Genomic DNA, 21,340 nt, shown 5'->3' on the forward strand with positions numbered 1-21,340 from the left:
GAGCGCAAGCGCGACGAAGCGGTCCGGCTTTTGACAACCGGCTCGGCCGATTTCAGCATCGCGCTTCATCCCGCAGGACGATCACTCGACAGCGAAGCCTTTGCCGCTCTGCTTGGCGGCAAGCGCGATGACGGCGTCAGAGCCTGCGCGTTCCTGATCGGCGGACCCGATGGCCACGGCGAGGCTGCGCTTGGTACCGCCCAGATGAAACTCTCACTCGGGCCGCTGACGCTGCCACACGGGCTTGCCCGCGTCGTCCTGATCGAGCAGCTATACCGCGCTGCTACGATTCTTTCCGGTCACCCTTATCATCGCGCGTGAGGCCACAAACAATGGATCAGGTGAATGCTCCGACGCCGGACGCCGTTGTCGAGGTCAAAGCTTGCTTTGGCCCCATTGTCTCGCCGGACTCTCGTCTGCTCATTCTCGGAACGCTGCCGGGCGAGGAAGCTTTGATGAGACGGCAGTATTACGGGCATCCGCGCAACCATTTCTGGCCGATCATTGCTGCGGCATTCGGCGAGGTACTGCCCGTCTCGTACGACGATCGCATCGCGATGTTGGGGCGTCATCGGATCGCCCTCTGGGATGTCCTTCAAAGCGCCCAGCGCGTTGGGTCATTGGATTCGAAGATCGAGAATCCCATCGCGAATGACTTCGGCGCGTTCTTTGCGGGCCACCCGAATATCCGCACGCTGGCATTCAACGGCAACAACGCGCACAAATTCTTTCGACGCTTCGTCGAAAAGAAGCAGAATTTTCCTTTGAACCAGATCCGCATGCTTTTTCTCCCCGCAACCAGCCCAGCGTATGCACGGCCGTTTGAAGAAAAAGCAGCAAAATGGCGCGAAGCGCTGGCCGGCGCGATAGGGAGTAACTAACTGTCTGCACTCGCGCTTCAGAACTTCCGCGCGAAGTAGTCGATCGCGAATTGCGGCAATAGCCGGCGCAGCGCAGCCGCCGCATGTGTCGGCACCGTGACGTAGTAGTGCCGGCGCGGCCGCGGGTTTTCGACAGCGTGGATCAAGCGTTTGCTGACCGCCTCAGGCTCCAGCTTGAAATACATCTGCCCACCCGCCTTCATCGCTTCGAGCCGGGCGAGATAAACCTCGCGATGCGGAGAGCTCTCCATATCGATCGTCGCCTTCAACCGCTCGACCGCGTGCTCGACGAAGCGCGAGCGGATCGGTCCCGGCTCGATCAGGGAAACCCGAATGCCCGATCCTTCGAGTTCAAGGCGCAGCGACGCCGTCAACGCTTCAAGCGCGAATTTCGATGCGCAATAAGCGCCGCGATAGGGCGCGACGATCATGCCGAGCACCGATGAGCAGTTGACGATCCGCCCGACGCCGTTCTTGCGCATCGCCGGGATGAGCCGCCGCGTCAGATCGTGCACGCCCACAAGATTGACCTCGAGCTGTTCGCGTAACAACGCTGGCGTCAGATCTTCGACGGCCCCCGGCTGGCCAAACGCCGCGTTGTTGAACAAAGCTGTCAGCCGGCCGCGCGTCAGCTCGAGAGTCCGGATTGCGCACGTCGCAATCGACTGCGGATCGGCGAGTTCGAGACGCAGCGCTTCCACGCCCTCGAATGTCTTGAGCCGGGCCAGGTCATCGGCCTTCCGCGCCGTCGCGATAACGCGCCAGCCGCGATCCCGCATCGTCCGGGCAGCGTCGAGGCCGATGCCCGAAGAGCATCCCGTAATCAAAATCGAACGTGTCATCGCGCTCTGCGGTTTCAGTTGAGTCCCGCGCGATGCCTTAGCACGCTCTCGGACTTAGGGCCGCCCTTTGGCGTGCCGAAATGCAGGATTTCCGCAGCAATTGCGGCACTTTCGACGAAGAAATCCGCCCGCAACCGTCGGTACCATGCCATCCGAGGCAAGAACGCGCTGCTCCGGGGTTGCAGCCACACGGTATCGCGACGAGCCTAGCCTCGACGGCGCTGCCGTCATTTCTTGAATTTCACCAACACGTGCCCGTCTTCAGCCTTGAGCACGAGCACCTCGCCATCGAGCGTAAAAGTGCGGGCCGCCTCTAGCGCCGCGAGGTATTGCGCTTCGATTTCGGCTTTGCCCTCGCATAGCATGCGCGTCGAGGCGAGCGGACCGATCTGAACCGCATCGTCCTCGATGGCGATCGGGCCGTTGAATTGATTGCAGCCGCCGGTCCCTGAAACCTTGTCCGTGGTGTACTGCAGCGTCGGGCCCGCGACGGCCTTGCCGTTGAGTTCGAAAGCAACCCAACTCGCCGTCAGCGGTCCGTCGTCATCATCAGCCATCGCCGCGACGCTGAACATCAACGCGACCGCACCGATGACGAGCGCCGCATAACGCATGGCCTTGTGTCTCATCGCATCCCCACTCCGCCTGAAGCGATCAATTGGCGCCTTCGAGCAGACGCCGCGCGATGACCTGCGCCTGGATTTCTGCCGCGCCCTCGAAAATATTCAGGATGCGCGCATCGCAAAGCACGCGGCTGATCGGATACTCGAGCGCGAAGCCGTTGCCGCCATGAATCTGCAGCGCGTTGTCGGCGTTAGCCCAGGCGACACGCGCACCCAACAGCTTGGCCATACCGGCTTCGAGATCGCAACGCCGGCCCGCATCCTTCTGGCGCGCCGAAAAATACGTGAGCTGCCGAGCGATCATCGTCTCTACGGCCATCATCACGACCTTGTTCCTGACGCGCGGGAAGGCATATATCGGCTTGCCGAACTGCACACGGTCGAGCGCATACTTTAACCCGAGGTCCATCGCGCACTGGGCGACGCCGACGGCGCGAGCCGCCGTCTGAATGCGCGCACCCTCGAAGGTATTCATCAACTGCTTGAAGCCTTGGCCTTCGACACCTCCGAGAAGATTTTCGGCAGGCACCTCGAAACCGTCGAACGAGATGTCGTATTCCTTCATGCCGCGATAGCCGAGCACCTCGATTTCACCGCCCGTCATACCCTTCGCGGGGAATGGCTCGGCGTCGCTGCCGCGCGGCTTCTCGGCGAGGAACATCGAGAGCCCTTTGTAGCCGGCTTCATTTGGGTTCGTGCGCGTCAGCAGCGTCATCACGTCGGCGCGCACCGGATGCGTGATCCACGTCTTCTGACCGGTGATCTTGTAGACATCGCCATCTTTGACGGCGCGCGTCTTTAATGATGCGAGATCGGAACCCGTATTGGGTTCGGTGAAGACAGCCGTCGGCAGCATCTCGCCGGAGGCGATCTTCGGGAGATACTTTTCCTTCTGCTCGGGGGTGCCGTTGTGCAGAATGAGCTCACCGGCGATCTCTGCGCGCGTGCCGAGCGAGCCGACGCCGATATAACCGCGCGACAATTCTTCCGAGGCGACGCACATCGCTTCCTTGCCGAGCGCCATGCCGCCGAATTCTTCCGGCAAAGCCAACCCGAATACGCCAAGCTCGGCCAGCTTCTCGATCACCTCGAGTGGAATGTATTCGTTTTTGAGATGCCACTCGTGGGCATGCGGATAAACTTCATCGAGACAGAAGCGGCGCATCAGGTCTTGGATTTGTGCGTGCGTCTCATCGAGCCCGGTGTCGCCGAACGTCATCGCGCCCGGCTGCGCCGCGATCAACTCGCCGAGCCGCGCTTTGATCGTCTCCGAGCCGCCTTCGGCGATCAGATCGGCAACCGAATCCTCGAATCGGCGCAAATCCGTTTTCGGCACACCGAGCGCCTCGGCACGAATGATCTCGACCTGGCTCATCGGAATGCCACCGGCAATCTGAGCCGTGTATTCTGCGAATGCCGCGATCAGCAGCAGTTGCTCGAATTCGCCGAACCGGCCCTCGCCATGGAGCCGGCTCGCCCATTCGTGCATCTGACGCAAACCTTCGACAGCCGTCGCGAGCCACGCGAGCCCGTGGGCTGCATGCTGAGCATTGTCGATACCGCCCGCTTCCTGAATCTTGATCCGGACACCAGCCTTCGCCGCCTGCAGCACGCGATCGGCAGCCGCAACAGCCTCGCCGCAACGCTCGATCAGTTTCTCAGGACCGGCGGAAAGAATGTTGGTTCCGGCCTTCAGCGGCGCGACGGGCATTGAGATCTCCTGAGAAATGCTAAGGGCGGCCAAAGGGCGGGGGGCCGGCTCGTTTCCTATTTCGTGGATGCAGATTAGTCCACTCACCCGCCACCGCAACCTGCTGTCACGCGACCTTAGGGCGCGAATATCGCAAGTCGCTTGACTCGTGCGCATCCTAACGCGCATCGGATCACGACAGGGCCTTGGACGTTAACCCAAGTATGCCGGCGTTGCATGAGCTGCTCCGCCGCCTCTTAATAGTAAGCAGCGGCGACGTGAACCCGGCAAGCCCGGCCACGAGAATTGACGAAACTTAGCGAAACGAAGAGCAGGTCCCCGATGAAGCGAATGCGGAGATTGTTCGATGCCCTGTATCGGGTTTATGAGCATTCCGGCTTCGCAATGGCCGGCGCGGTCGCGTTCTCGTTCGTCGTCTCGCTTTTTCCGTTCTGCATCTTTTTGGGTGCGATATCCGGCATATTTGGCGGCCGCGAGCTTGCCCAGGATGCGATAACTCAGCTCTTCGCCATCCTGCCCGGACCGGTTGCCAAGGGCCTGGCTCCCGAGGTCGAAGCCGTGATGGGCTCGAGCCGCATCGACCTTCTAACAGTCAGCGGATTTCTTGCCCTGTTCTTTGCGACGAGCGCCATCGAGACGCTGCGCGCCGCTCTCAACGGAGCATACCGCGTCCGTGAAACGCGCCCCTATCCGCTATGCCTCCTCATCAGCATGCTGTTCGTGTTCGTCAGCGCGATATCGTCGCTGGTGTTGACGTGGGCCGTGGTCTTCGGCCCAAGCGTGTTCGGAACGGCGATCGCCTCGCAGTTTCAGACCGGCTGGATCAAAACGCTGTTCGACTCGACGGGACTCGGTCCCGGCGTGCGCTACGGCCTTGCCGCGGCGGTGATCGCGATACAGCTTTTCGCATTTCATCTTTGGCTGGCGGCAGGCCGCCGGCGCGTCGCCGACGTGTGGCCGGGAATTTCGCTCTCGATCATTCTCTGGCTGACGCTCGCCGGGCTCTGGTCGCACTACCTCGAGATCACCAACTATTCGCTGTTCTACGCCGGCCTGTCGCAACTGATGATCGCGTTGATCTTCTTTCAGTTCACGGCGATCACGATACTGCTCGGCGCCGAATTCAATCGCGGCATCATGGAAATGAAGCGCATGCGGCGCGAGGATGCCGAGCGGGGCGCCTTCGGCTCCGGCTCGCCGAGCTAACGGAAAGACCGCAAAAAAGGACGAGCTCTTGCGAGCCCGTCTTAATTTTCGAAGCGACTGGTTATCGAGGATGCGTCAACGACGGCGCTGACCGGCCTCGATCACGTCCTCGAGCGTCTTCAGACCGGTCGTCGGAGCCGAGACCAGCACCGCCATGTTCCCCGGCTTGTGCTCGTTCCGATACATGCGCATGTGCGCCTTCGGGATCTGCTCCCACGCAAACACTTCCGACATGCACGGATCGACGCGACGTTCGATGACGAGGCGGTTGGCCTGGCTCGCCTGCATCAGATTGGCGAAATGCGAACCTTGCACGCGCTTTTGGTGCATCCACAAATAGCGCGCGTCGATCGTAAGATTGTAGCCCGTCGTGCCAGCGCAGATGACGACCATGCCGCCACGCTTCACGACCAGCACCGACACCGGAAATGTCGATTCGCCCGGATGCTCGAAAACGAAGTCGACGTTCGTGCCCTTGCCCGTCGTCTCCCAGATCGCGGAGCCGAATTTCCGAGCTTCCTTCATCCAATCGTTGAATTCCGGCGAGTTGACTTTCGGCAGCTGGCCCCAACAATTGAATTTCTTGCGGTTGATGACGCCCTTGGCGCCGAGCTGGCGCACGAAATCGGTTTTGTCGTCGTCGGAAACGACGCCGATGGCGTTGGCGCCTGACGTCGCGCAGAGTTGCACCGCCATCGAACCAAGGCCGCCGGACGCGCCCCAGACGAGAACATTATGACCCGGTCGCAGCACATGCGGACGATGCCCGAACAGCATGCGGTAGGCGGTTGCCAGCACCAGCGTGTAGCAGGCGCTCTCTTCCCATGAGAGATGCTTTGGCCGTTCGAGAAGCTGACGGTCCTGAACGCGGCAGAACTGCGCAAACGATCCATCGGGTGTCTCGTAACCCCAAATGCGCTGGCTCGGCGAAAACATCGGATCGCCGCCGTTGCACTCTTCGTCGTCTCCGTCGTCCTGATTGCAGTGAACGACGACCTCGTCGCCGACCTTCCACCGCTTGACCTTCGAGCCGACGGCCCAAACGATGCCCGAGGCATCGGAGCCTGCGATATGGTAGGGTTGCTTGTGGACGTTGAACATCGACACCGGCGTCCCGAGCGATGCCCATACGCCGTTGTAGTTGACGCCTGCCGCCATCACGAGGACGAGGACGTCGTGACTATCGAGTTCCCAGGTCGGAACGACCTCGATCTGCATCGCCGTTTCCGGAAGACCTTCGCGCTCTTTGCGGATCGTCCAGGCATACATATTCTTCGGGACGTGGCCGAGCGGCGGAATCTCCCCGATTTCGTAGAGGTCTTTCTTGACGCCGGCCGCCGCCGATAATTGGGCTCCGGCCGTGTCGTTTTTTACTGCCACTTGCTGGCTCGACATTGATCCTGCGTCTCCCGAACATTTTTCGCGACGAGGGGTCATAACGGCCCATCTACTTCGCGTGTCCCCCCGCGCTTACCGCATAGGCTGCAGTATCAAGCACGTTTTTGCGCTGCAATGAAGAAGTTTAAGCCGAGCTTTAACTACGGTTCAATAAGTCCTTAACCGGCGGCGCATATCCTAGGCATCTACAAGATTTGCAAGCGATTTTGCAGCCGCTTGTTCGCCGCATGCCGGCCGATGGGAAAGCCCAATGCAAGACCTGATCTGGCAGCTCAAAGAAACCGACGCATTTACCGTCTATATCACTGCAGCGTTTGCCGCAGCGGTGTTCTGGTTCATTCGTGAGATCGTCGCCGCCCCCGCCCTAGCCCTGTTTGCGGTGCCATTTCTGATGGCTGGGGGCGTTTTCGCGCCCGTCGTTTTCCGCAACCAGATGATTACGCTTTCCTACGACAAGGATGCCAACGTGGCCGCGACGACCGGCGTTGGCGTTCTCGCCGCCCTGATAGCCGTGGTCGTCATGAAATGGCTTTGGGTCCTCGTCAAAGAATGGCGGATCGGAAATAAGAAGATTGCCCCGGTGACGAAACTTAGCCGCCCGGCCCGGTAGCCCAGCCTCCCAAAAACAAGAACGCCCACCGCCTTCAGCCAAGAAGCGCGGCGAACTGCCGTTTTTGCCTTTCCTCGGCGTTCCGTTACCTTACAAGCCTTCCAGTATGATCGACCTGAGCCAAAAGGCGCCCCTATATGCCGGATACGAAATCTTCAGAGCGCGTCAAAGAAAAAGCTTCGAAGGCCCAGCGCGACAAACCGTGGCTATTCCGGACCTACGCCGGCCATTCGACTGCAGCCAAGTCGAATGAACTTTACAAAAAGAACCTTGGTAAGGGCCAGACCGGCCTCTCGATCGCATTCGATTTGCCGACCCAGACCGGCTACGATTCAGATCACGAGCTGGCGCGCGGGGAAGTCGGCAAAGTCGGCGTGCCGGTCTCTCATATCGGCGATATGCTGACATTGCTCGATGGTATTCCGCTCGAGCAAATGAACACGTCGATGACGATCAACGCGACCGCCGCCTGGCTGTTGTCGCTTTATATCGCCGTTGCCGATCAAACGGGCGCATCGCGCGATAAGCTCACCGGCACAATTCAGAACGACATCATCAAGGAATACCTGTCGCGCGGCACTTACGTGTTTCCGCCCGAGCCGTCGCTGCGGCTCATCAAGGACACCATCGTTTTCTCGTTCAAAAACGTGCCTAAGTGGAATCCGACCAACGTCTGCTCCTACCACCTGCAGGAAGCCGGGGCGACACCGGTACAGGAACTCGCCTACGCGCTGGCAACGGCCATCGCAGTGCTCGATACCGTCAAAGCGTCCGGTGAAGTTCCGGCCGCCGAGTTCGGCAGGGTGGTTGGTCGCGTGTCGTTCTTCGTCAATGCAGGCATGCGTTTCATCACTGAGATGTGCAAGATGCGCGCATTTTCCGAACTCTGGGACGAGATCACGCGCGAGCGCTACGGCGTCACGGACGCGAAAAATCGCCTCTTTCGTTATGGCGTGCAGGTCAACTCGCTGGGGCTGACCGAGCCGCAGGCCGAGAACAACGTCTATCGCATCCTGCTCGAAATGCTGGCCGTCACGTTATCGAAAAATGCCCGCGCCCGCGCCGTGCAGTTGCCGGCGTGGAACGAGGCCCTCGGATTACCGCGGCCCTGGGACCAGCAATGGTCGCTCAGGATGCAGCAGATCGTTGCCTACGAGACAGACCTGCTGGAGTACGGCGACATCTTCGACGGCTCCGTCGAGATCGCCCGGAAGGTCGCGGCGCTGAAGGACGAAGCCAAGGCCGAGCTTGAAACGATCGAGAAAATGGGCGGCGCCGTCGCCGCGATCGATTACATGAAGCGGCGCCTCGTCGAGAGCGGCACCGGGCGGCTCTCGCAGATCGAGACCGGCGACATGGTCGTCGTCGGCGTCAACAAGTTCACCGAAACGGAGCCGTCGCCGCTGACCGGCGGCATCGATACGATCATGGTTGTCGATCCTGCGATGGAAGCCGAGCAGGTCGGCAAACTGAAAGCCTGGCGCGAAAACCGCGACGCCAAAAAAGCCGCCGCCGCTCTTGCCGATGTCGAACGGGCCGCCAGGGAGGGCCGCAACATCATGGAGCCGTCGATCGCCGCCGCCAAGGCCGGCGTCACGACCGGCGAGTGGGGCACGGCGCTGCGCAAGATCTTCGGTGAGTACCGCGCTCCGACCGGCGTTGCGCAGGCCGCCGTCGCACGCGACGGGGCTGAGCTCAAGGCCGTCCGGGCATCCGTCGAAACGGTCTCGGACCGGCTCGGGCGCCGCATCAAGTTCCTCGTCGGCAAGCCCGGCCTCGACGGTCATTCAAACGGCGCCGAGCAGATCGCGGTGCGCGCCCGCGACGCCGGCATGGAAGTCGTCTACGAAGGCATCCGCCTGACACCGGCGCAGATCGTGCGCGCCGCCGTCGATGAAGCCGTCCACGTCGTCGGTCTGTCGATCCTTTCAGGCTCGCACGTGCCGCTCGTCAAGGACGTGATGGAGCGCATGCGTAAAGAAGGCCTCGACGATGTGCCGCTCATCGTTGGCGGCATCATTCCGCCCGAAGACGCCAAGACGCTCAAGGCCTTCGGTGTCGCGGCGGTCTACACCCCGAAGGACTTCCAATTGAACGACATCATGGCCGACATCGTGAAGCTCGTGGACCGCCACGCGAAAGCCGCGTAAACGGCACGAACGCGCCATTTGCCAACGCGCCATTTGCCTTTGATTTTTCGCAAGTTACCAATTTTACCGCGCCCACGTCTCCGAATGTCCGAATAATTTCAAAGGACCGGCGACGTGGACGGGCAGCGTGATCGCGGTGCCACGAGAACACCGAAAACGCCACTATCCGGGGCGAGATTGCGATCACGTAGTGGGACACGTTAGGGACGGGTCTGATACACGCACCGCAATCAAGGGAGGCGATGCTTGCGCGACGAAACACGGCGGCGGCTCAATCGGGCGATTTGGCTCGAACGCGCGAAGTATATCGGTATCGGGCTCGGGATCCTCTCTGCGATCGGGCTGGCGTTCGGCTATGAAACGCTCGACCTCAAAGTCGACGACAAGGAGGTCGCCGGCGTCGTCAGGGATATAGAGCCGCTCGTCGCCAAAAAAGTTGCCGCTAGCGGAGAAAATGTCATCGTGAAACTCGACGGTGGCCCGGTCATCCGCATCCTGGCTTACAAATCCAGGGGCCTCAAAATCGGCGATAAAATCGAGGTCATGGAGCATCACCACGCCACGGGTCGCGTTACCCACACACTGAAATAGCGATCGCGCGTTGACGCGGCCCACCCCGACGGTATAGATCGCCGCTCGCTCTTTTCGGGCAAAGCCTCAGTGGCGGAACGGTAGACGCGGCAGACTCAAAATCTGCTATTCGCAAGGGTGTGGGGGTTCGAGTCCCTCCTGAGGCACCATAAAATTGCAGCACGCCTTTTGGCGTGCGAAACGCCGAGCAGCTCTGGGTTATTGGAGATGTCGGCGATGACTGTCAGGTCTCCAGGCCATACGGGAAGTTTCGCGCGTGATCGCCCTGCGCGCCCTGGAAGCGGAGCGCTTAACCAAGGCGCCGCGCTGCCGCAGCGCCGAAGTATGAGGCCTGCTCGCCCCTCGTAAGCCTTGGCCGGCAGGCTGCTCAGCGCCCTCGAATACATAAAGCCGCAGCCGTTGGAACACGGATCCTTGCAAGGCGTTGAGGGAGAAGGACACGACAAAAAGGACTACCAAATGAGGACAGCAATCTTAGCAGGCGCCTTTGCTGCTCTATTCGCAGCCGTACCCGCGTTCGCGCAGTCGGCGGCCTACCCCACACCCGATAACAACGTTACGCGCACCGATGACGTCGATCCCTCTGAGGCTCCGTATATGAACGAAGAGCTGGGCCAGCCGTCGGACTCTGAACCTTCGCTGACCGGACCTAACGATGGCATCATCGTCGACGACGGCGGTACCGGCGAAGGCAGTGGCGAGAGTGGTGAAGGCACCGATTTGCCCCCGCCGCCCGATACGCCTCCACAGTAATGACGCGAGTAGGCTCCCAAATTCGGGAGCTTACTTTTTCGCCAAAACGGCCGACGAATTTCGGCTCTGTCTCGTCAGCGGTTGCTTCTGACCAGAACGTCCATCAGTTCCGCGACCTTGCCGCGTTGTTCCTGCTTGTTGCCGCTCGCGATTGCGTGTTCGACGCAATGGGCAACGTGGTCCCGCAAAATTTCTTCTTCGACTTTGCGCAAGGCAGCGCGAACGGCGGAAATTTGCGTCACAACATCGATGCAATAGCGGTCGTCTTCCAGCATTTTCGAAAGCCCGCGAACCTGACCTTCGATGCGGCTAAGGCGCTTCAGCGCTGAGTGTTTGGCATCCTGCTTCATATGTTGACGCATACCCCTGGAGGGTATAGGTGTCAAGAAAATACCGCTAGGGTTCTGGAGGCAGTGCAAAGTGGTGGTCAAAAATGAAAGCCCGTCGACCGAAACACATTCGTGTTGCGGACACGCCCACAGCCATCAGCCGGCCCCTTCGGAGCCCTCGTCTCGATTGATGGAGAAAGACCCCGTTTGCGGTATGGATGTCGATCCACACACCGCCAAGCATCGGGCCGAGTTCGAGGGCAAGACGTATTATTTCTGCGCCGCTGTATGCCGGCAAAAGTTTCTCAGCCACCCCAAGCAATACATCCTTCGTATCTCAACGGACGCGGTTGCGCCCGAGGGCACCATTTACACGTGCCCAATGCATCCCGAGGTTCACCAGATCGGACCGGGATCGTGCCCGATCTGTGGCATGGCGCTCGAACCGGAAATGCCGACGGCTGAGCCCACTTCAAATGTCGAACTCGCGGATATGACGCGCCGGTTCTGGTACGGCCTTGCGCTAGCTCTTCCCGTTTTTGCGCTCGAAATGGGAAGTCATCTGGCTGGCTCGCACGCGTGGCTCGGGCAAACAACAAACTGGATCGAGCTGATCCTCGCTACGCCCGTTGTACTTTGGGCTGGCCTGCCGTTTTTTGTCCGCGGTTGGCACTCGGTCGTGTCGCGCAACTTGAACATGTTCACATTGATAGCGATGGGAACCGGCGCCGCTTGGCTCTACAGCGTCGTTGCCACGATCTTCCCAGAACTCTTCCCGGCGACGCTGCGTGCCGGCGATGGCGCAGTACCCGTCTATTTCGAGGCGGCGGCAACAATCGTCGTGCTCGTTTTACTTGGACAAGTCCTCGAACTCAGGGCACGCGAACAGACGGGCGGAGCCGTCCGCGCGCTGCTCGATCTCACACCGAAAATGACGAAACGCCTACGCCCCGACGGCTCGGATGAAGACATTCCAGTCGATGCGGTGGTCGTGGGCGATCAGTTGCGTGTGAGGCCCGGCGAAAAAATTCCCGTCGACGGCGAAGTCGTGCAAGGCCGCAGTTCGGTTGATGAGTCTCTTGTGACGGGAGAAGCGATGCCGGTGACAAAGACGGTGGGAGACCGCGTCATCGGCGGCACGCTCAACGACAGCGGCAGCCTTGTTGTTCGCGCCGACAAGGTCGGCCGCGATACGATGCTGGCCCAAATTGTCAACATGGTCGCACAAGCTCAGCGCAGCCGCGCACCAATCCAGCGGCTCGCCGATCAAGTGTCGGGCTGGTTCGTGCCTCTCGTGATCGCGATCGCCGTCCTCGCCTTCGCCGTCTGGGCTCTTTGGGGCCCGGAACCACGCTTCAGTTACGCGCTGATCGCAGCCGTTTCCGTGCTGATCATTGCATGTCCCTGCGCACTCGGGCTCGCGACGCCGATGTCGATCATGGTCGGTGTCGGCCGCGGCGCCCAAGAGGGCGTTCTGATAAAAAACGCCGAAGCCTTGGAACGCATGGAAAAGGTCGACACGTTGATCGTCGACAAGACCGGAACGCTCACTGAGGGAAAGCCGAAAGTAACCGCCATCTCCAGGCTCGGAGCACTGAGCGAAGATGAAATTTTACGGCTGGCCGCGAGCGTAGAGCGCCACAGTGAGCACCCGCTTGCCCTGGCTATTGTGAAATCGGCCGAAGACCGTGGTCTTGTCCTGGCCGGCGCCGAAGGTTTCAGCTCAGATGCCGGCAGAGGCGCGACGGCAATAGTCGAAAATCAGCGGGTCGCCGTCGGCAACCAATTACTCATGACCTCGGAGAAGGCCGAAATTCAGTCGTTCAACGATAATGCAGAAAAGCTCAGGGCGGCCGGCGCAACGGCGATCTTCGTTGCGGTCGACGGATCGCCGGTTGGCATTCTGGCCATCTCCGATCCAATGAAACGGACAACATCGGCAGCGCTTCAAACGTTGCGACAGGCGGGCATTCGTGTGGTGATGGTCACCGGCGACAACCGCACGACCGCCAACGCCGTTGCGTCGCAACTCGGCATAACCGAAGTCGAGGCCGAAGTTCTCCCCGAAAGCAAAGGCCGCATGGTCGAGAGGCTTAGACACGAGGGCCGGATCGTTGCGATGGCCGGAGACGGGGTCAACGACGCACCGGCGCTGGCGGCTGCCGATGTCGGCATTGCGATGGGCACCGGAACGGACGTGGCCATGGAGAGTGCCGGGATTACCCTTCTCAAAGGCGATTTGCGGGGCATTGTCCGGGCACGCGCACTTTCAGAAGCGACGATGAAGAATATCCGGCAAAATCTGACGTTCGCCTTTGCATACAATGCGGCCGGCATACCGATAGCCGCCGGGCTTCTTTACCCGCAGTTCGGTATAGTCCTGTCGCCAATCATAGCGGCCGCCGCGATGGCGCTGTCCTCGGTGAGCGTCGTCGCCAATGCGCTCCGTCTCCGGCAATCATAATAAGCCGCTCAGCCCGAACGGACATACGTGAGGCCGATGCCGCCGAGCGCGCCGATGAGGACGACAATAATGGGCGGTGCGCGCCAAACGGTGAGAATAACAAACCCCACGAGCGCAATCGCGAAATCCCCCGGCAACTTGACCGAGCTCGTCCAGACCGGATTGTAGAGCGCCGCACCGAGCAATCCGACGACCGCCGCGTTGACGCCGCGCATGACGGCCCGCGCGCTCGCGCGCTTTCGCAACGCGTCCCAGAACGGCAACGTCCCCATGAGGATCAGCAAGCCGGGAAGAAAGATGCCAATCAAGCCGAGTGCCGCCCCGAAAAGCCCGTGTGGCGATGGACGCACGACGGCGCCGAGATAAGCTGCGAACGAAAATAGCGGTCCGGGAATCGCCTGTGCCGCGCCATAGCCCGCAAGGAACGCATCGTCGCTTATCCAGCCCGGTGTCACGAACGCTTCGCGCAGCAGCGGCAGTACGACATGGCCTCCGCCGAACACCAGGGCGCCCGATCGATAGAATGCTTCAAACAGCGCTGCGCCCGGCCATAGTCCGAGGCCCCGCAGCACGGGAAGGCCGGCGAGCAGAAGAAAGAAAACGGCAAGCGCCAAAAACCCAGTGGTGCGCGACACCGGCACGGCGATATGACCGGTTGCTGGCGGAAGCTCCGCTCGGCAAAGCCATAACCCCGCAACGCCACCCAATGCGATAGCCGCGATCTGCGCGACCGGAGATGTGCTGAACAACAGAATGATCAGCGCCGCCGCGACGGCAATGGAGGCGCGCTCCCGGTCGGGGCACAACACACGCGCCATACCCCAAACGGCTTGTGCGACGATCGCGACCGCCACGAGTTTCAGTCCGTGGATAAGGCCAACGCCGACCGGTCCGCTGAGTAAGGTTGCGCCATAGGCAAAGAGCACGAGCGCGATGGCGGACGGCAGCGTGAAGCCGGTCCATGCCGCGAGGCCGCCCAAATAGCCGGCCCGCATGAGGCCGATGGAAAATCCGACTTGGCTGCTGGCCGGGCCGGGCAGGAATTGGCAGAGCCCGACGAGATCAGCATAGGCGTGTTCGTCGAGCCAGCGGCGGCGCACGACGAACTCCTCCCGGAAATATCCGATGTGCGCGACCGGCCCGCCGAAGCTGGTGAGGCCCAGCTTCAAGAAGGCGAGGAGAACTTCGACTGGAGAGTGTCTCCCACTCTCCTTGGCCGCGGCTGGTTGCGTGACGATCGTCATCAAGCCCTTCTCATTGCGTCGTTCGTGAACCCGAAATCCTGAGCGCGCCCAAGAGACTAGAGAGTAGTTGGCCTTTGGTCGATGGCGGACGGCAATGAGATCGGGGGCGACGCAAGTAACCGATAAATTGATCGGCCCGCGGATTCAAAAATTATAAAGATACATTGACAATGTATCTTTAACGTCCGACATTCGCTTTGTGCAGCATCGCTCGCTGCCGCAACGATGGATGAGCCCGGATCAGGATCGCAATCCCGGCTTGCGGATGGGGTTCGCGATCAAAGGAGCAGCAATGTCCCAGGTAACCGAAGCTTCAACCGTAAACGAGATCGACGTGCGCCAACTCGTTCCCGCTCAACGGCACGTGAAGATCTTTCAGCTCGTCGATGCGCTGGCGCCGGGAGCGTCGTTCGTTCTCGTCAACGATCACGATCCCAAGCCCCTTTATTATCAGCTCGAAGCCGAACACCCGAAGCAGTTTTCATGGACCTATATCGATAGAGGTCCGACCGTTTGGCGCGTTGCAATCGGCAGACTGCAGAAAGCGGCGTGAGACAAAGCCGTAGGTCCTTCGGCGCCGGCAGATCGATCGCCGGCGCCGCCTCGCAACAAGGAATTTCGCAGTGGCTGGTGTCTCACTGTCCCGATGGACAATGGCCTACTTTGCTTCGGCCCTGCTGGCGCTGGTGGTGGCTGAATGCCTGATGGTGGCGGGCTACGGATATCCTGCCGTGCCCATCGCAGCACCTGAAACGCTCGTGCTGGTTCACGTCGTTGCAATCGGTTGGCTGAGCCTTCTGATGTGCGGCGCACTTTTTCAATTCGTGCCGGTTCTTGTCGCTCGCCCGCTGCACAGCAATTCGTTGCCGTTGCCGACGTTGGGGTGTCTCGTAGCCGGACTCGTCGCGCTGCTTTTCGCCTTCCTTAAAATGGCGGGACAGATCGATCTCGACCTCGCCTACTTTCCGCTTGCGGCAACGCTTCTCGCCGCGGGGTTCACCCTCGTTTTATGGAATCTCGGCCGTACGCTGTGGGCCTCACGACCGCTGACACTACCCGCCCGCTTCGTCGCCGTCGGACTGCTGAGCGTCGGCGCCACGGCTATCCTCGGCATCACATTTGCACTCATACTTGGCGGAGTAAGCACCAACGCGCATCTCCTCGACGTCGCGGCCCTGGGCCTGCCGATCCACGTGATTGCCGGCCTTGGCGGTTGGCTGACGTTCACGGCGATCGGGGTGAGCTATCGCCTGCTTGCCATGTTCATGCTGGCTCCGGAGCTTGATGGGCCAAGCACACGCGGCGCCCTTTATTTGGGAACGGCGGCGCTTGGGGTCGCCATTGTTGGCGGCGTGGCGACGATCTGCTTCGACGGCAACCTGACAATCACCTTGAGTGCGGCAGGGCTATTGGGACTTTGCGCAATCGCACTTTACGGGCGAGATACCGTGCACCTCTATCGTGCACGCAAGCGGCGCAAGATAGAGCTGAACAGCCGGATGGCGATCTTGGCACTCGCCAGCCTGGCTGCTAGCGCAATTCTGATTGTCGTGCTTCTTGGCCTCGGCGTACTTGGCCGCCACATCGGGGCTGTCGTCTTTCTCGTCAGCTTCGGATGGCTGTCTGGTCTTGGCCTTTCAAAGCTCTACAAGATCGTCGCGTTCCTGACCTGGCTCGAATGCTATGGGCCCGTCATCGGCAAAACGCCGACACCGCGCGTGCAGGACCTCGTGGTCGAAAGCCGCGCCACCAAATGGTTCGCACTCTATTTTCTTGGCGTCTGGATGGCGACAGTCGCGCTGCTCCTCGATGGCCCGCTCGCATTTCGCGTTTCAACTGGTGCGATGCTGATCGCGACCAGCGGCATCATCGTTCAGCTCGTGAGGTCCCGCAGCCTGTGTGACGTGAAGGCTGGACTGCGCTTGCCGGAAGGCGCCCGCAGGCCGCGGTTCCTGTTCTCATCCGCCCAACACGCTTGAAAGGAAGACAGTCATGACGACAACATATGTGGACGTCGATGTACGTCCGATCCTGCGCGCCGGCGGCGAGCCGTTCGAACAAATCATGGAAGCCGTGAATGTGCTGAAACCCGGCGAAGGCCTTCGGCTCTTTGCAACCTTCAAACCGACGCCGCTTCTGCATGTGCTCGGTTCGAAAGGCTTCACGCATGTATCGAAGGAGCTTGACGGCGGAGAATGGGAAGTCGTGTTCTCGCCCTCCGGAACGCCTCCAACGAATGAGGCTTCGGTCGGTACCGCCGCGCACAACGATACGCTTTGGCCCGAGCCGATAAAGAACCTCGACAACCGCGAGCTCGATCCGCCAGAGCCGATGGTGAAGATTCTCGCGACTGCCGAAACCATGCAACCCGGCGAGGTTTTGGCCGCCTTGCTGCGCCGCGAGCCGCTGTTCCTATTCCCCGAATTGGCAAAGCGCGGACACAGCTGGCGCGGCGGCTTCGAGGCGGATGGCAAAACATACAAGGTGTTGGTGCGGATCGGCATCCCGAAGGGGAGCGCCGCATGACCGTGGAAACCACTGAAGATATCGGCGAACGGATCAGGGACGTGCTGCACCTCGTGATCGACCCGGAACTTGGATACAACATCGTCGACCTTGGGCTGATCTACGACGTGGCGGTCGAAGACGGCGGCGTCGCCCACATCACCATGACCACAACGACGCGCGGTTGCCCGGCGACAAGCTATTTATTGGATGGCGCGCGGGCGGCCGCCGGCGCGGTGTCGTCCGTGCAGTCTGTGGATGTCAAGTTGACGTACGATCCTGCCTGGACACCGAACATGATGAGCAGCGAAGCCAAGGAGCATCTCGGCATCGCGGACGGAGGCGACCGATGAGATCGAGCGCCGATACGGCTGAAAGGCGCACTGGCTTGCCCGAAAGCTCAGTCGCACTGATCGATATTCTGCTGTCGAGCCTCGAAGCGCTGGCGGCGACAGGCCAACCCGACGCGGCCTGCCGTCTCGCGGGCGAAGCTTGCGCCGCGTTGCGTGGCCGGGACCCCGCTGGATGGCAACGATTTAACGTCTTTCTGCATCGCATGACGAAGCACCTGTCATGAATGCCACGGCGGCGATAGTCGCGGAACGATAGTGAACGCGCGAGGGTAGCAACCGAATGTTGACGATCCCGAAAGAGCTTCCAGCCGGCTTCGAGGCCTATGGCAGGTCGACGGATTTCACGCCCGATAACCTACCCGCGCGACTGCAGGCGGCGCATTCGACCAAGGCAGGCACATGGGGACTTTTGCACGTTCTGGAAGGCAAGATCCTATATCAGCTGGAAGCCCCGTTCGAAGGCGAGCAATTGGCCGCTGCCGGAGAAAAAATTGTAATCGAGTCCGAGGTGCCGCATCGTGTTAAGTTCGTCGAACGCGGCCGTTTTTTCGTTGAGTTCTACCGGAAAGCCGAACTCACCCCTGGATGATTATGAACGATAGCATCACGCAAGTCGAAATCACCAACGGCGATATCGTGGTCGATGCCGTGTTGCTCGGCGAGCTGCTGAACATTCAGCCTGCGGAAGTTCCGGCATTGATGAAAGCTGGCGCAATAACGAGCATTTGCGAAAAGGGCGTCGGCGAAGATGCGGGCGAATACCGGCTGAGTTTCTTCTATCGCAATCGCCGGCTGCAACTCAGCGTAAACGAGTCTGGGCATATATTGCGGCGCTCGGTCATCGACTTCGGTGAGCGCCCGTTGCCCCGCTCGCTGCACACCGTCAGAGCCTAGCTGTCGCGATAAGTCTGCTTCCATGAAGCCCAACTCGAGAGCCAGCGTCTCAGATTTTCACCGGCGGCGTGCTCGCGAATGATTTCGAAAGCTCGCGCATCATGTCCCTGACATCGGGAAGCTCGTTGCGGTCCCAATCGGCGAGCATATGCCGGAGATCTTCTTCGCGCTGACGGACCAAGCGGTCGTAGGTAGTTCTGCCCTTCGGGGTCAGCTCGAATGTGATGGCCGACGTCTTGCACGCCATACCGGCCGCCGCGAGTCTCGCAAAGATCTGCGAATGTCGCGGATCGCCAATCAGCCACTTGGCGAGTTCCGCCTTTTCTGTCTGACCTGTTCGCTCGCCTATGCGTGCGAGCAGCCAAAATTCATCGGGCTCGAGAGGAATGTTCAAGCGCGCCGCTGAGTTCTGATAGACGCGCCAGCGGTTTTCGCGTGCTGTCACTCGCGTGACGATGCGTTCGAGTTCCTTGAGAGAGGTCGCGTCGCGCGGCATTTGGAACGGATCGCTCAGCGGCTTCTTTTCTATGCTCGTCCGGAGCGGCACTTCCTTGATTGCAAACGACAGCAGGAAGGCCAGTAACGCCAGCAGCGCGGCCGTGAGAAATACGGGGTGCAGCGACTCGACGAACAACGCCAGATAGGTGGAGCGCAACGGCTCGGTCAGCGTGGCAATCGTCGCCGGGTCGCTCAACTGGGCGGCCGCTTCAGGTAGCGTTACGTCGATTTTTCCCTGCAGCGTATAGGCGAAGATGCCGCCGAAAAGCGCCGCGCCTACAGCGCCGCCGATCGATCGAAAGAGCGTTGTGCCGGACGTCGCGACCCCAAGCTGCTCGTAAGCGACGGCGTTCTGGACGGCCATCACCAGGATCTGCATGACCATGCCAAGCCCTAACCCAAGAACCAGCATGTAAACCGAAGCCGTCGACGCCGAGGTCTCCAGGGTGATCTGCGATAGCAGGGCAAGTGCAATGGTCATGAGTCCCGTGCCCATGATCGGAAATATCTTGTACCGGCCGATACGGCTGATGATCTGGCCACTGGTGATCGAACTGGCGAATACGCCCATCATCATCGGCGTCAGATGCAGCCCGGCGCTCGTTGGATCGAGCCCTTTGACGACCTGCAGGTAGACGGGCATCAAAGTGATGGACCCGAACAGGGCCATGCCGACGATGAAGCCGATCGCCGCCGCAAGGGCGAAAGCGCGATTTGCAAACAGCGAGAGCGGCAAAAGCGGGTCAGAGACTTTCGTCTCGACGTAGATAAAGGCGCCAAGAGATACGATCCCGAGCAACGAGATCGCGAACATGCTGACGGGTGCTTCTCGCGTCAGCGCCCCTCCGAGACTTGTGATGATGACGATGCAGACGAGAGCCAGTGCAAGCAGCGCGGCGCCGGCGTAATCGATCTCGACCTTTGACGCGCGCTTGTGCGGCCTAAAACTCGCACTGATGACCGCCAACGCCAGAATACCGAATGGCAGATTGATCAAAAATATCCAACGCCAGGAAAGATTGTCGACGATGAACCCGCCAAGCAGCGGGCCGATGACCGTCGAAATTCCGAATATGCCGCCGAAGAAACCCTGATAGCGGCCACGTTCGCGCGGCGGCACGATGTCGCCGACGACCGCGACCGCGGTAACGATAAGTCCGCCGCCGCCGAGGCCTTGCACGATGCGAAAGGCGATCAACTCTGGAAGGTTCTGTGCTATGCCGCACAACGCGGAGCCGATCAGGAAGATGATGACGGCGGCTTGCAAAACCAGACGCCGGCCCAAGAGATCGCCGAGCTTGCCGTAAAGCGGCACCACGATCGTGGTGGCCAAGAGGTAAGCCGTTACGATCCATGCCAGATGCGATAGCCCGCCGATTTCGCTGACGATCGTCGGCAAGGCCGTCGCCACGATGGTCTGGTCGAGCGACGCGAGCAGCAGCACGAGTGCCAACGCTGAGAAGATCGCGAGATGGCCACGATCGCTGGTCTGGGCTCCGGGCAGGCCGTCGGCGTCAATGCGTTGCATGTTATGGAAGCGGCTTACTGAAATCGCGAAGCAGAGGAACCGGTTCCCTAGCTGGCAGTTGCATTCGCGGTAAAGTGGAAACAGAGTTCAAATTATTATTTGTGGACCGGCGGAGCCGCACGACATGGGTCGCTCCGGCGTTAACGCAAGCCGCGACAGGGTGTGGATATACCGGTCCCAGCGCGCCGCATAAGCAACACAACTCACCGTAAGGTGCGGCGCTAGTGACCTTCGGTTGGCGCACAAGGCCGAATGTGATAGCCGAACCAGATCGAATTCCGAGGTACTGCATGCGGGCATGGGCAACTGGCATCTGGGCGGCAGCGCTGATTTTGCAGTTCGCCATCGTGCCGGCAAACGCAGGCCCGACGCTGCTCTTCGAGCCCTCTACCGGCAAAATTCTTTATGCCGAGGATGTCGACGACCTCTGGCATCCGGCCTCGCTGACCAAGATCATGACGGCGTATATCGCCTTCGAAGCCATCAAAGAGGGTAAGCTCCACCTCGACGATAAGATTTCCTGTTCGTTGCGCGCGACGTTGCAGCCGCCGAGCAAGGCAGGCATCCAGGTCGGCAACACGCTGACGGTTGAGCAGGCGCTCCAGGCTGTCATCGTCAAGTCGGCGAATGACGTCACCGTCATGCTTGCCGAAGCGATCTCCGGCAGCGAAGCCGCCTTCGTCGATCGCATGAACGCGACTGCCAAACGGCTCGGCATGACGCGAACGCATTTCGTCAACACGAACGGGCTCCCCGAGCC

General features: G+C 60.6%; 23 protein-coding genes and 1 tRNA gene. 17 read left to right on the forward strand and 7 right to left on the reverse strand.

Going from position 1 to position 21,340, the window contains the following annotated elements; genetic code table 11:
- Both VN623_RS05755 and VN623_RS05760 read left to right on the forward strand, forming a co-directional pair.
- A partial coding sequence (locus tag VN623_RS05755; RefSeq protein WP_325569039.1) for a 23S rRNA (pseudouridine(1915)-N(3))-methyltransferase RlmH occupies nt 1-321 on the forward strand: 321 nt, incomplete at its 5' end.
- An 11-nt stretch (nt 322-332) separates the two neighbouring features.
- On the forward strand, nt 333-881 hold the full coding sequence (locus tag VN623_RS05760) for a DNA-deoxyinosine glycosylase (RefSeq protein ID WP_325569041.1): 549 nt from the start codon (nt 333-335) through the stop codon (nt 879-881).
- 17 nt (nt 882-898) lie between these two features.
- Here VN623_RS05760 and VN623_RS05765 read toward each other — a convergent pair whose 3' ends face one another.
- The 3 genes from VN623_RS05765 to VN623_RS05775 form a co-directional block, all read right to left on the reverse strand.
- Nucleotides 899-1,723 (reverse strand): SDR family NAD(P)-dependent oxidoreductase, encoded by an 825-nt coding sequence (locus VN623_RS05765; RefSeq protein WP_325569044.1) that lies wholly within the window; start codon nt 1,721-1,723, stop codon nt 899-901.
- A 227-nt stretch (nt 1,724-1,950) separates the two neighbouring features.
- A complete protein-coding gene (locus VN623_RS05770) occupies nt 1,951-2,352 on the reverse strand; it encodes an META domain-containing protein (protein WP_325569046.1) in 402 nt (133 codons plus the stop codon).
- A gap of 25 nt (nt 2,353-2,377) precedes the next feature.
- A complete protein-coding gene (locus tag VN623_RS05775; protein WP_325569048.1) occupies nt 2,378-4,057 on the reverse strand; it encodes an acyl-CoA dehydrogenase family protein in 1,680 nt (559 codons plus the stop codon).
- Between the two features lie 330 nt (nt 4,058-4,387).
- On the opposite strand from VN623_RS05775, the gene VN623_RS05780 reads away from it, so the two are divergent.
- Entirely contained in the window at nt 4,388-5,263 is an 876-nt protein-coding gene (locus VN623_RS05780; RefSeq protein ID WP_325569050.1) for a YihY/virulence factor BrkB family protein, read from the forward strand.
- Nucleotides 5,264-5,338: 75 nt separating this feature from the next.
- Here the strand turns inward: VN623_RS05780 and ccrA are convergent, their stop codons facing one another.
- The gene (gene ccrA, locus VN623_RS05785) at nt 5,339-6,658 is read right to left on the reverse strand and encodes a crotonyl-CoA carboxylase/reductase (protein ID WP_325569052.1); all 1,320 of its coding nucleotides are present in this window, start codon (nt 6,656-6,658) and stop codon (nt 5,339-5,341) included.
- Between the two features lie 253 nt (nt 6,659-6,911).
- On the opposite strand from ccrA, the gene VN623_RS05790 reads away from it, so the two are divergent.
- The 5 genes from VN623_RS05790 to VN623_RS05810 all read left to right on the forward strand — a co-directional run bounded on the left by VN623_RS05790 (nt 6,912) and on the right by VN623_RS05810 (nt 10,765).
- Complete coding sequence (locus VN623_RS05790) at nt 6,912-7,271, forward strand: hypothetical protein (RefSeq protein ID WP_325569054.1); 360 nt, start codon at nt 6,912-6,914, stop codon at nt 7,269-7,271.
- A 137-nt stretch (nt 7,272-7,408) separates the two neighbouring features.
- The gene (locus tag VN623_RS05795) at nt 7,409-9,421 is read left to right on the forward strand and encodes a protein meaA (RefSeq protein WP_325569056.1); all 2,013 of its coding nucleotides are present in this window, start codon (nt 7,409-7,411) and stop codon (nt 9,419-9,421) included.
- Nucleotides 9,422-9,667: 246 nt separating this feature from the next.
- A complete protein-coding gene (locus tag VN623_RS05800; protein WP_325569058.1) occupies nt 9,668-10,012 on the forward strand; it encodes a hypothetical protein in 345 nt (114 codons plus the stop codon).
- A gap of 63 nt (nt 10,013-10,075) precedes the next feature.
- Nucleotides 10,076-10,161, forward strand: a tRNA-Leu gene (locus tag VN623_RS05805).
- Nucleotides 10,162-10,471: 310 nt separating this feature from the next.
- Nucleotides 10,472-10,765, forward strand: a complete 294-nt coding sequence (locus VN623_RS05810; RefSeq protein ID WP_325569060.1) for a hypothetical protein — start codon at nt 10,472-10,474, stop codon at nt 10,763-10,765.
- Between the two features lie 74 nt (nt 10,766-10,839).
- Here VN623_RS05810 and VN623_RS05815 read toward each other — a convergent pair whose 3' ends face one another.
- Nucleotides 10,840-11,115, reverse strand: a complete 276-nt coding sequence (locus VN623_RS05815) for a metal-sensitive transcriptional regulator (RefSeq protein WP_325569062.1) — start codon at nt 11,113-11,115, stop codon at nt 10,840-10,842.
- A 169-nt stretch (nt 11,116-11,284) separates the two neighbouring features.
- Between VN623_RS05815 and VN623_RS05820 the strand changes: the two genes are divergently transcribed.
- The gene (locus VN623_RS05820; protein WP_325569083.1) at nt 11,285-13,558 is read left to right on the forward strand and encodes a heavy metal translocating P-type ATPase; all 2,274 of its coding nucleotides are present in this window, start codon (nt 11,285-11,287) and stop codon (nt 13,556-13,558) included.
- An 8-nt stretch (nt 13,559-13,566) separates the two neighbouring features.
- On the opposite strand, the gene chrA is transcribed toward VN623_RS05820, so the two are convergent.
- The gene (gene chrA / locus VN623_RS05825; RefSeq protein ID WP_325569064.1) at nt 13,567-14,802 is read right to left on the reverse strand and encodes a chromate efflux transporter; all 1,236 of its coding nucleotides are present in this window, start codon (nt 14,800-14,802) and stop codon (nt 13,567-13,569) included.
- Nucleotides 14,803-15,094: 292 nt separating this feature from the next.
- Between chrA and VN623_RS05830 the strand changes: the two genes are divergently transcribed.
- From VN623_RS05830 to VN623_RS05860, 7 genes are all read left to right on the forward strand, one after another.
- The gene (locus VN623_RS05830) at nt 15,095-15,355 is read left to right on the forward strand and encodes a DUF2249 domain-containing protein (protein WP_325569066.1); all 261 of its coding nucleotides are present in this window, start codon (nt 15,095-15,097) and stop codon (nt 15,353-15,355) included.
- 100 nt (nt 15,356-15,455) lie between these two features.
- A complete protein-coding gene (locus tag VN623_RS05835) occupies nt 15,456-16,781 on the forward strand; it encodes a hypothetical protein (protein WP_414653173.1) in 1,326 nt (441 codons plus the stop codon).
- Between the two features lie 13 nt (nt 16,782-16,794).
- Entirely contained in the window at nt 16,795-17,328 is a 534-nt protein-coding gene (locus VN623_RS05840) for a DUF2249 domain-containing protein (protein ID WP_325569070.1), read from the forward strand.
- Nucleotides 17,325-17,660, forward strand: coding sequence for a metal-sulfur cluster assembly factor (locus VN623_RS05845; protein ID WP_325569072.1), 336 nt, complete (start codon nt 17,325-17,327; stop codon nt 17,658-17,660). Before VN623_RS05840 ends, VN623_RS05845 begins: the two co-directional genes overlap by 4 nt.
- Nucleotides 17,657-17,884 (forward strand): hypothetical protein, encoded by a 228-nt coding sequence (locus tag VN623_RS05850; RefSeq protein WP_325569074.1) that lies wholly within the window; start codon nt 17,657-17,659, stop codon nt 17,882-17,884. Before VN623_RS05845 ends, VN623_RS05850 begins: the two co-directional genes overlap by 4 nt.
- A gap of 56 nt (nt 17,885-17,940) precedes the next feature.
- On the forward strand, nt 17,941-18,249 hold the full coding sequence (locus VN623_RS05855) for a DUF1971 domain-containing protein (RefSeq protein ID WP_325569076.1): 309 nt from the start codon (nt 17,941-17,943) through the stop codon (nt 18,247-18,249).
- Nucleotides 18,250-18,251: 2 nt separating this feature from the next.
- The gene (locus tag VN623_RS05860) at nt 18,252-18,554 is read left to right on the forward strand and encodes a DUF6522 family protein (RefSeq protein WP_325569077.1); all 303 of its coding nucleotides are present in this window, start codon (nt 18,252-18,254) and stop codon (nt 18,552-18,554) included.
- Between the two features lie 49 nt (nt 18,555-18,603).
- Here the strand turns inward: VN623_RS05860 and VN623_RS05865 are convergent, their stop codons facing one another.
- On the reverse strand, nt 18,604-20,580 hold the full coding sequence (locus VN623_RS05865; protein WP_325569079.1) for an MDR family MFS transporter: 1,977 nt from the start codon (nt 20,578-20,580) through the stop codon (nt 18,604-18,606).
- Nucleotides 20,581-20,870: 290 nt separating this feature from the next.
- Between VN623_RS05865 and VN623_RS05870 the strand changes: the two genes are divergently transcribed.
- Nucleotides 20,871-21,340, forward strand: a 470-nt coding sequence (locus VN623_RS05870) for a D-alanyl-D-alanine carboxypeptidase family protein (RefSeq protein WP_325569081.1), incomplete at its 3' end; no start/stop codon positions are given.

The organism is Hyphomicrobium sp., assembly GCF_035572195.1.
GTDB lineage: Bacteria > Pseudomonadota > Alphaproteobacteria > Rhizobiales > Hyphomicrobiaceae > Hyphomicrobium_B.

What these genes read in the sequence shown, in the direction of transcription:
- VN623_RS05760 (WP_325569041.1), top strand. Translation starts at nt 333, where the DNA reads ATGGATCAGGTGAATGCTCCGACGCCGGACGCCGTTGTCGAGGTCAAA.
- VN623_RS05765 (WP_325569044.1), bottom strand. Translation starts at nt 1,723, where the DNA reads ATGACACGTTCGATTTTGATTACGGGATGCTCTTCGGGCATCGGCCTC.
- VN623_RS05770 (WP_325569046.1), bottom strand. Translation starts at nt 2,352, where the DNA reads ATGAGACACAAGGCCATGCGTTATGCGGCGCTCGTCATCGGTGCGGTC.
- VN623_RS05775 (WP_325569048.1), bottom strand. Translation starts at nt 4,057, where the DNA reads ATGCCCGTCGCGCCGCTGAAGGCCGGAACCAACATTCTTTCCGCCGGT.
- VN623_RS05780 (WP_325569050.1), top strand. Translation starts at nt 4,388, where the DNA reads ATGCGGAGATTGTTCGATGCCCTGTATCGGGTTTATGAGCATTCCGGC.
- ccrA (WP_325569052.1), bottom strand. Translation starts at nt 6,658, where the DNA reads ATGTCGAGCCAGCAAGTGGCAGTAAAAAACGACACGGCCGGAGCCCAA.
- VN623_RS05790 (WP_325569054.1), top strand. Translation starts at nt 6,912, where the DNA reads ATGCAAGACCTGATCTGGCAGCTCAAAGAAACCGACGCATTTACCGTC.
- VN623_RS05795 (WP_325569056.1), top strand. Translation starts at nt 7,409, where the DNA reads ATGCCGGATACGAAATCTTCAGAGCGCGTCAAAGAAAAAGCTTCGAAG.
- VN623_RS05810 (WP_325569060.1), top strand. Translation starts at nt 10,472, where the DNA reads ATGAGGACAGCAATCTTAGCAGGCGCCTTTGCTGCTCTATTCGCAGCC.
- VN623_RS05815 (WP_325569062.1), bottom strand. Translation starts at nt 11,115, where the DNA reads ATGAAGCAGGATGCCAAACACTCAGCGCTGAAGCGCCTTAGCCGCATC.
- VN623_RS05820 (WP_325569083.1), top strand. Translation starts at nt 11,285, where the DNA reads ATGGAGAAAGACCCCGTTTGCGGTATGGATGTCGATCCACACACCGCC.
- chrA (WP_325569064.1), bottom strand. Translation starts at nt 14,802, where the DNA reads ATGACGATCGTCACGCAACCAGCCGCGGCCAAGGAGAGTGGGAGACAC.
- VN623_RS05830 (WP_325569066.1), top strand. Translation starts at nt 15,095, where the DNA reads ATGTCCCAGGTAACCGAAGCTTCAACCGTAAACGAGATCGACGTGCGC.
- VN623_RS05835 (WP_414653173.1), top strand. Translation starts at nt 15,456, where the DNA reads ATGGCCTACTTTGCTTCGGCCCTGCTGGCGCTGGTGGTGGCTGAATGC.
- VN623_RS05840 (WP_325569070.1), top strand. Translation starts at nt 16,795, where the DNA reads ATGACGACAACATATGTGGACGTCGATGTACGTCCGATCCTGCGCGCC.
- VN623_RS05845 (WP_325569072.1), top strand. Translation starts at nt 17,325, where the DNA reads ATGACCGTGGAAACCACTGAAGATATCGGCGAACGGATCAGGGACGTG.
- VN623_RS05850 (WP_325569074.1), top strand. Translation starts at nt 17,657, where the DNA reads ATGAGATCGAGCGCCGATACGGCTGAAAGGCGCACTGGCTTGCCCGAA.
- VN623_RS05855 (WP_325569076.1), top strand. Translation starts at nt 17,941, where the DNA reads ATGTTGACGATCCCGAAAGAGCTTCCAGCCGGCTTCGAGGCCTATGGC.
- VN623_RS05860 (WP_325569077.1), top strand. Translation starts at nt 18,252, where the DNA reads ATGAACGATAGCATCACGCAAGTCGAAATCACCAACGGCGATATCGTG.
- VN623_RS05865 (WP_325569079.1), bottom strand. Translation starts at nt 20,580, where the DNA reads ATGCAACGCATTGACGCCGACGGCCTGCCCGGAGCCCAGACCAGCGAT.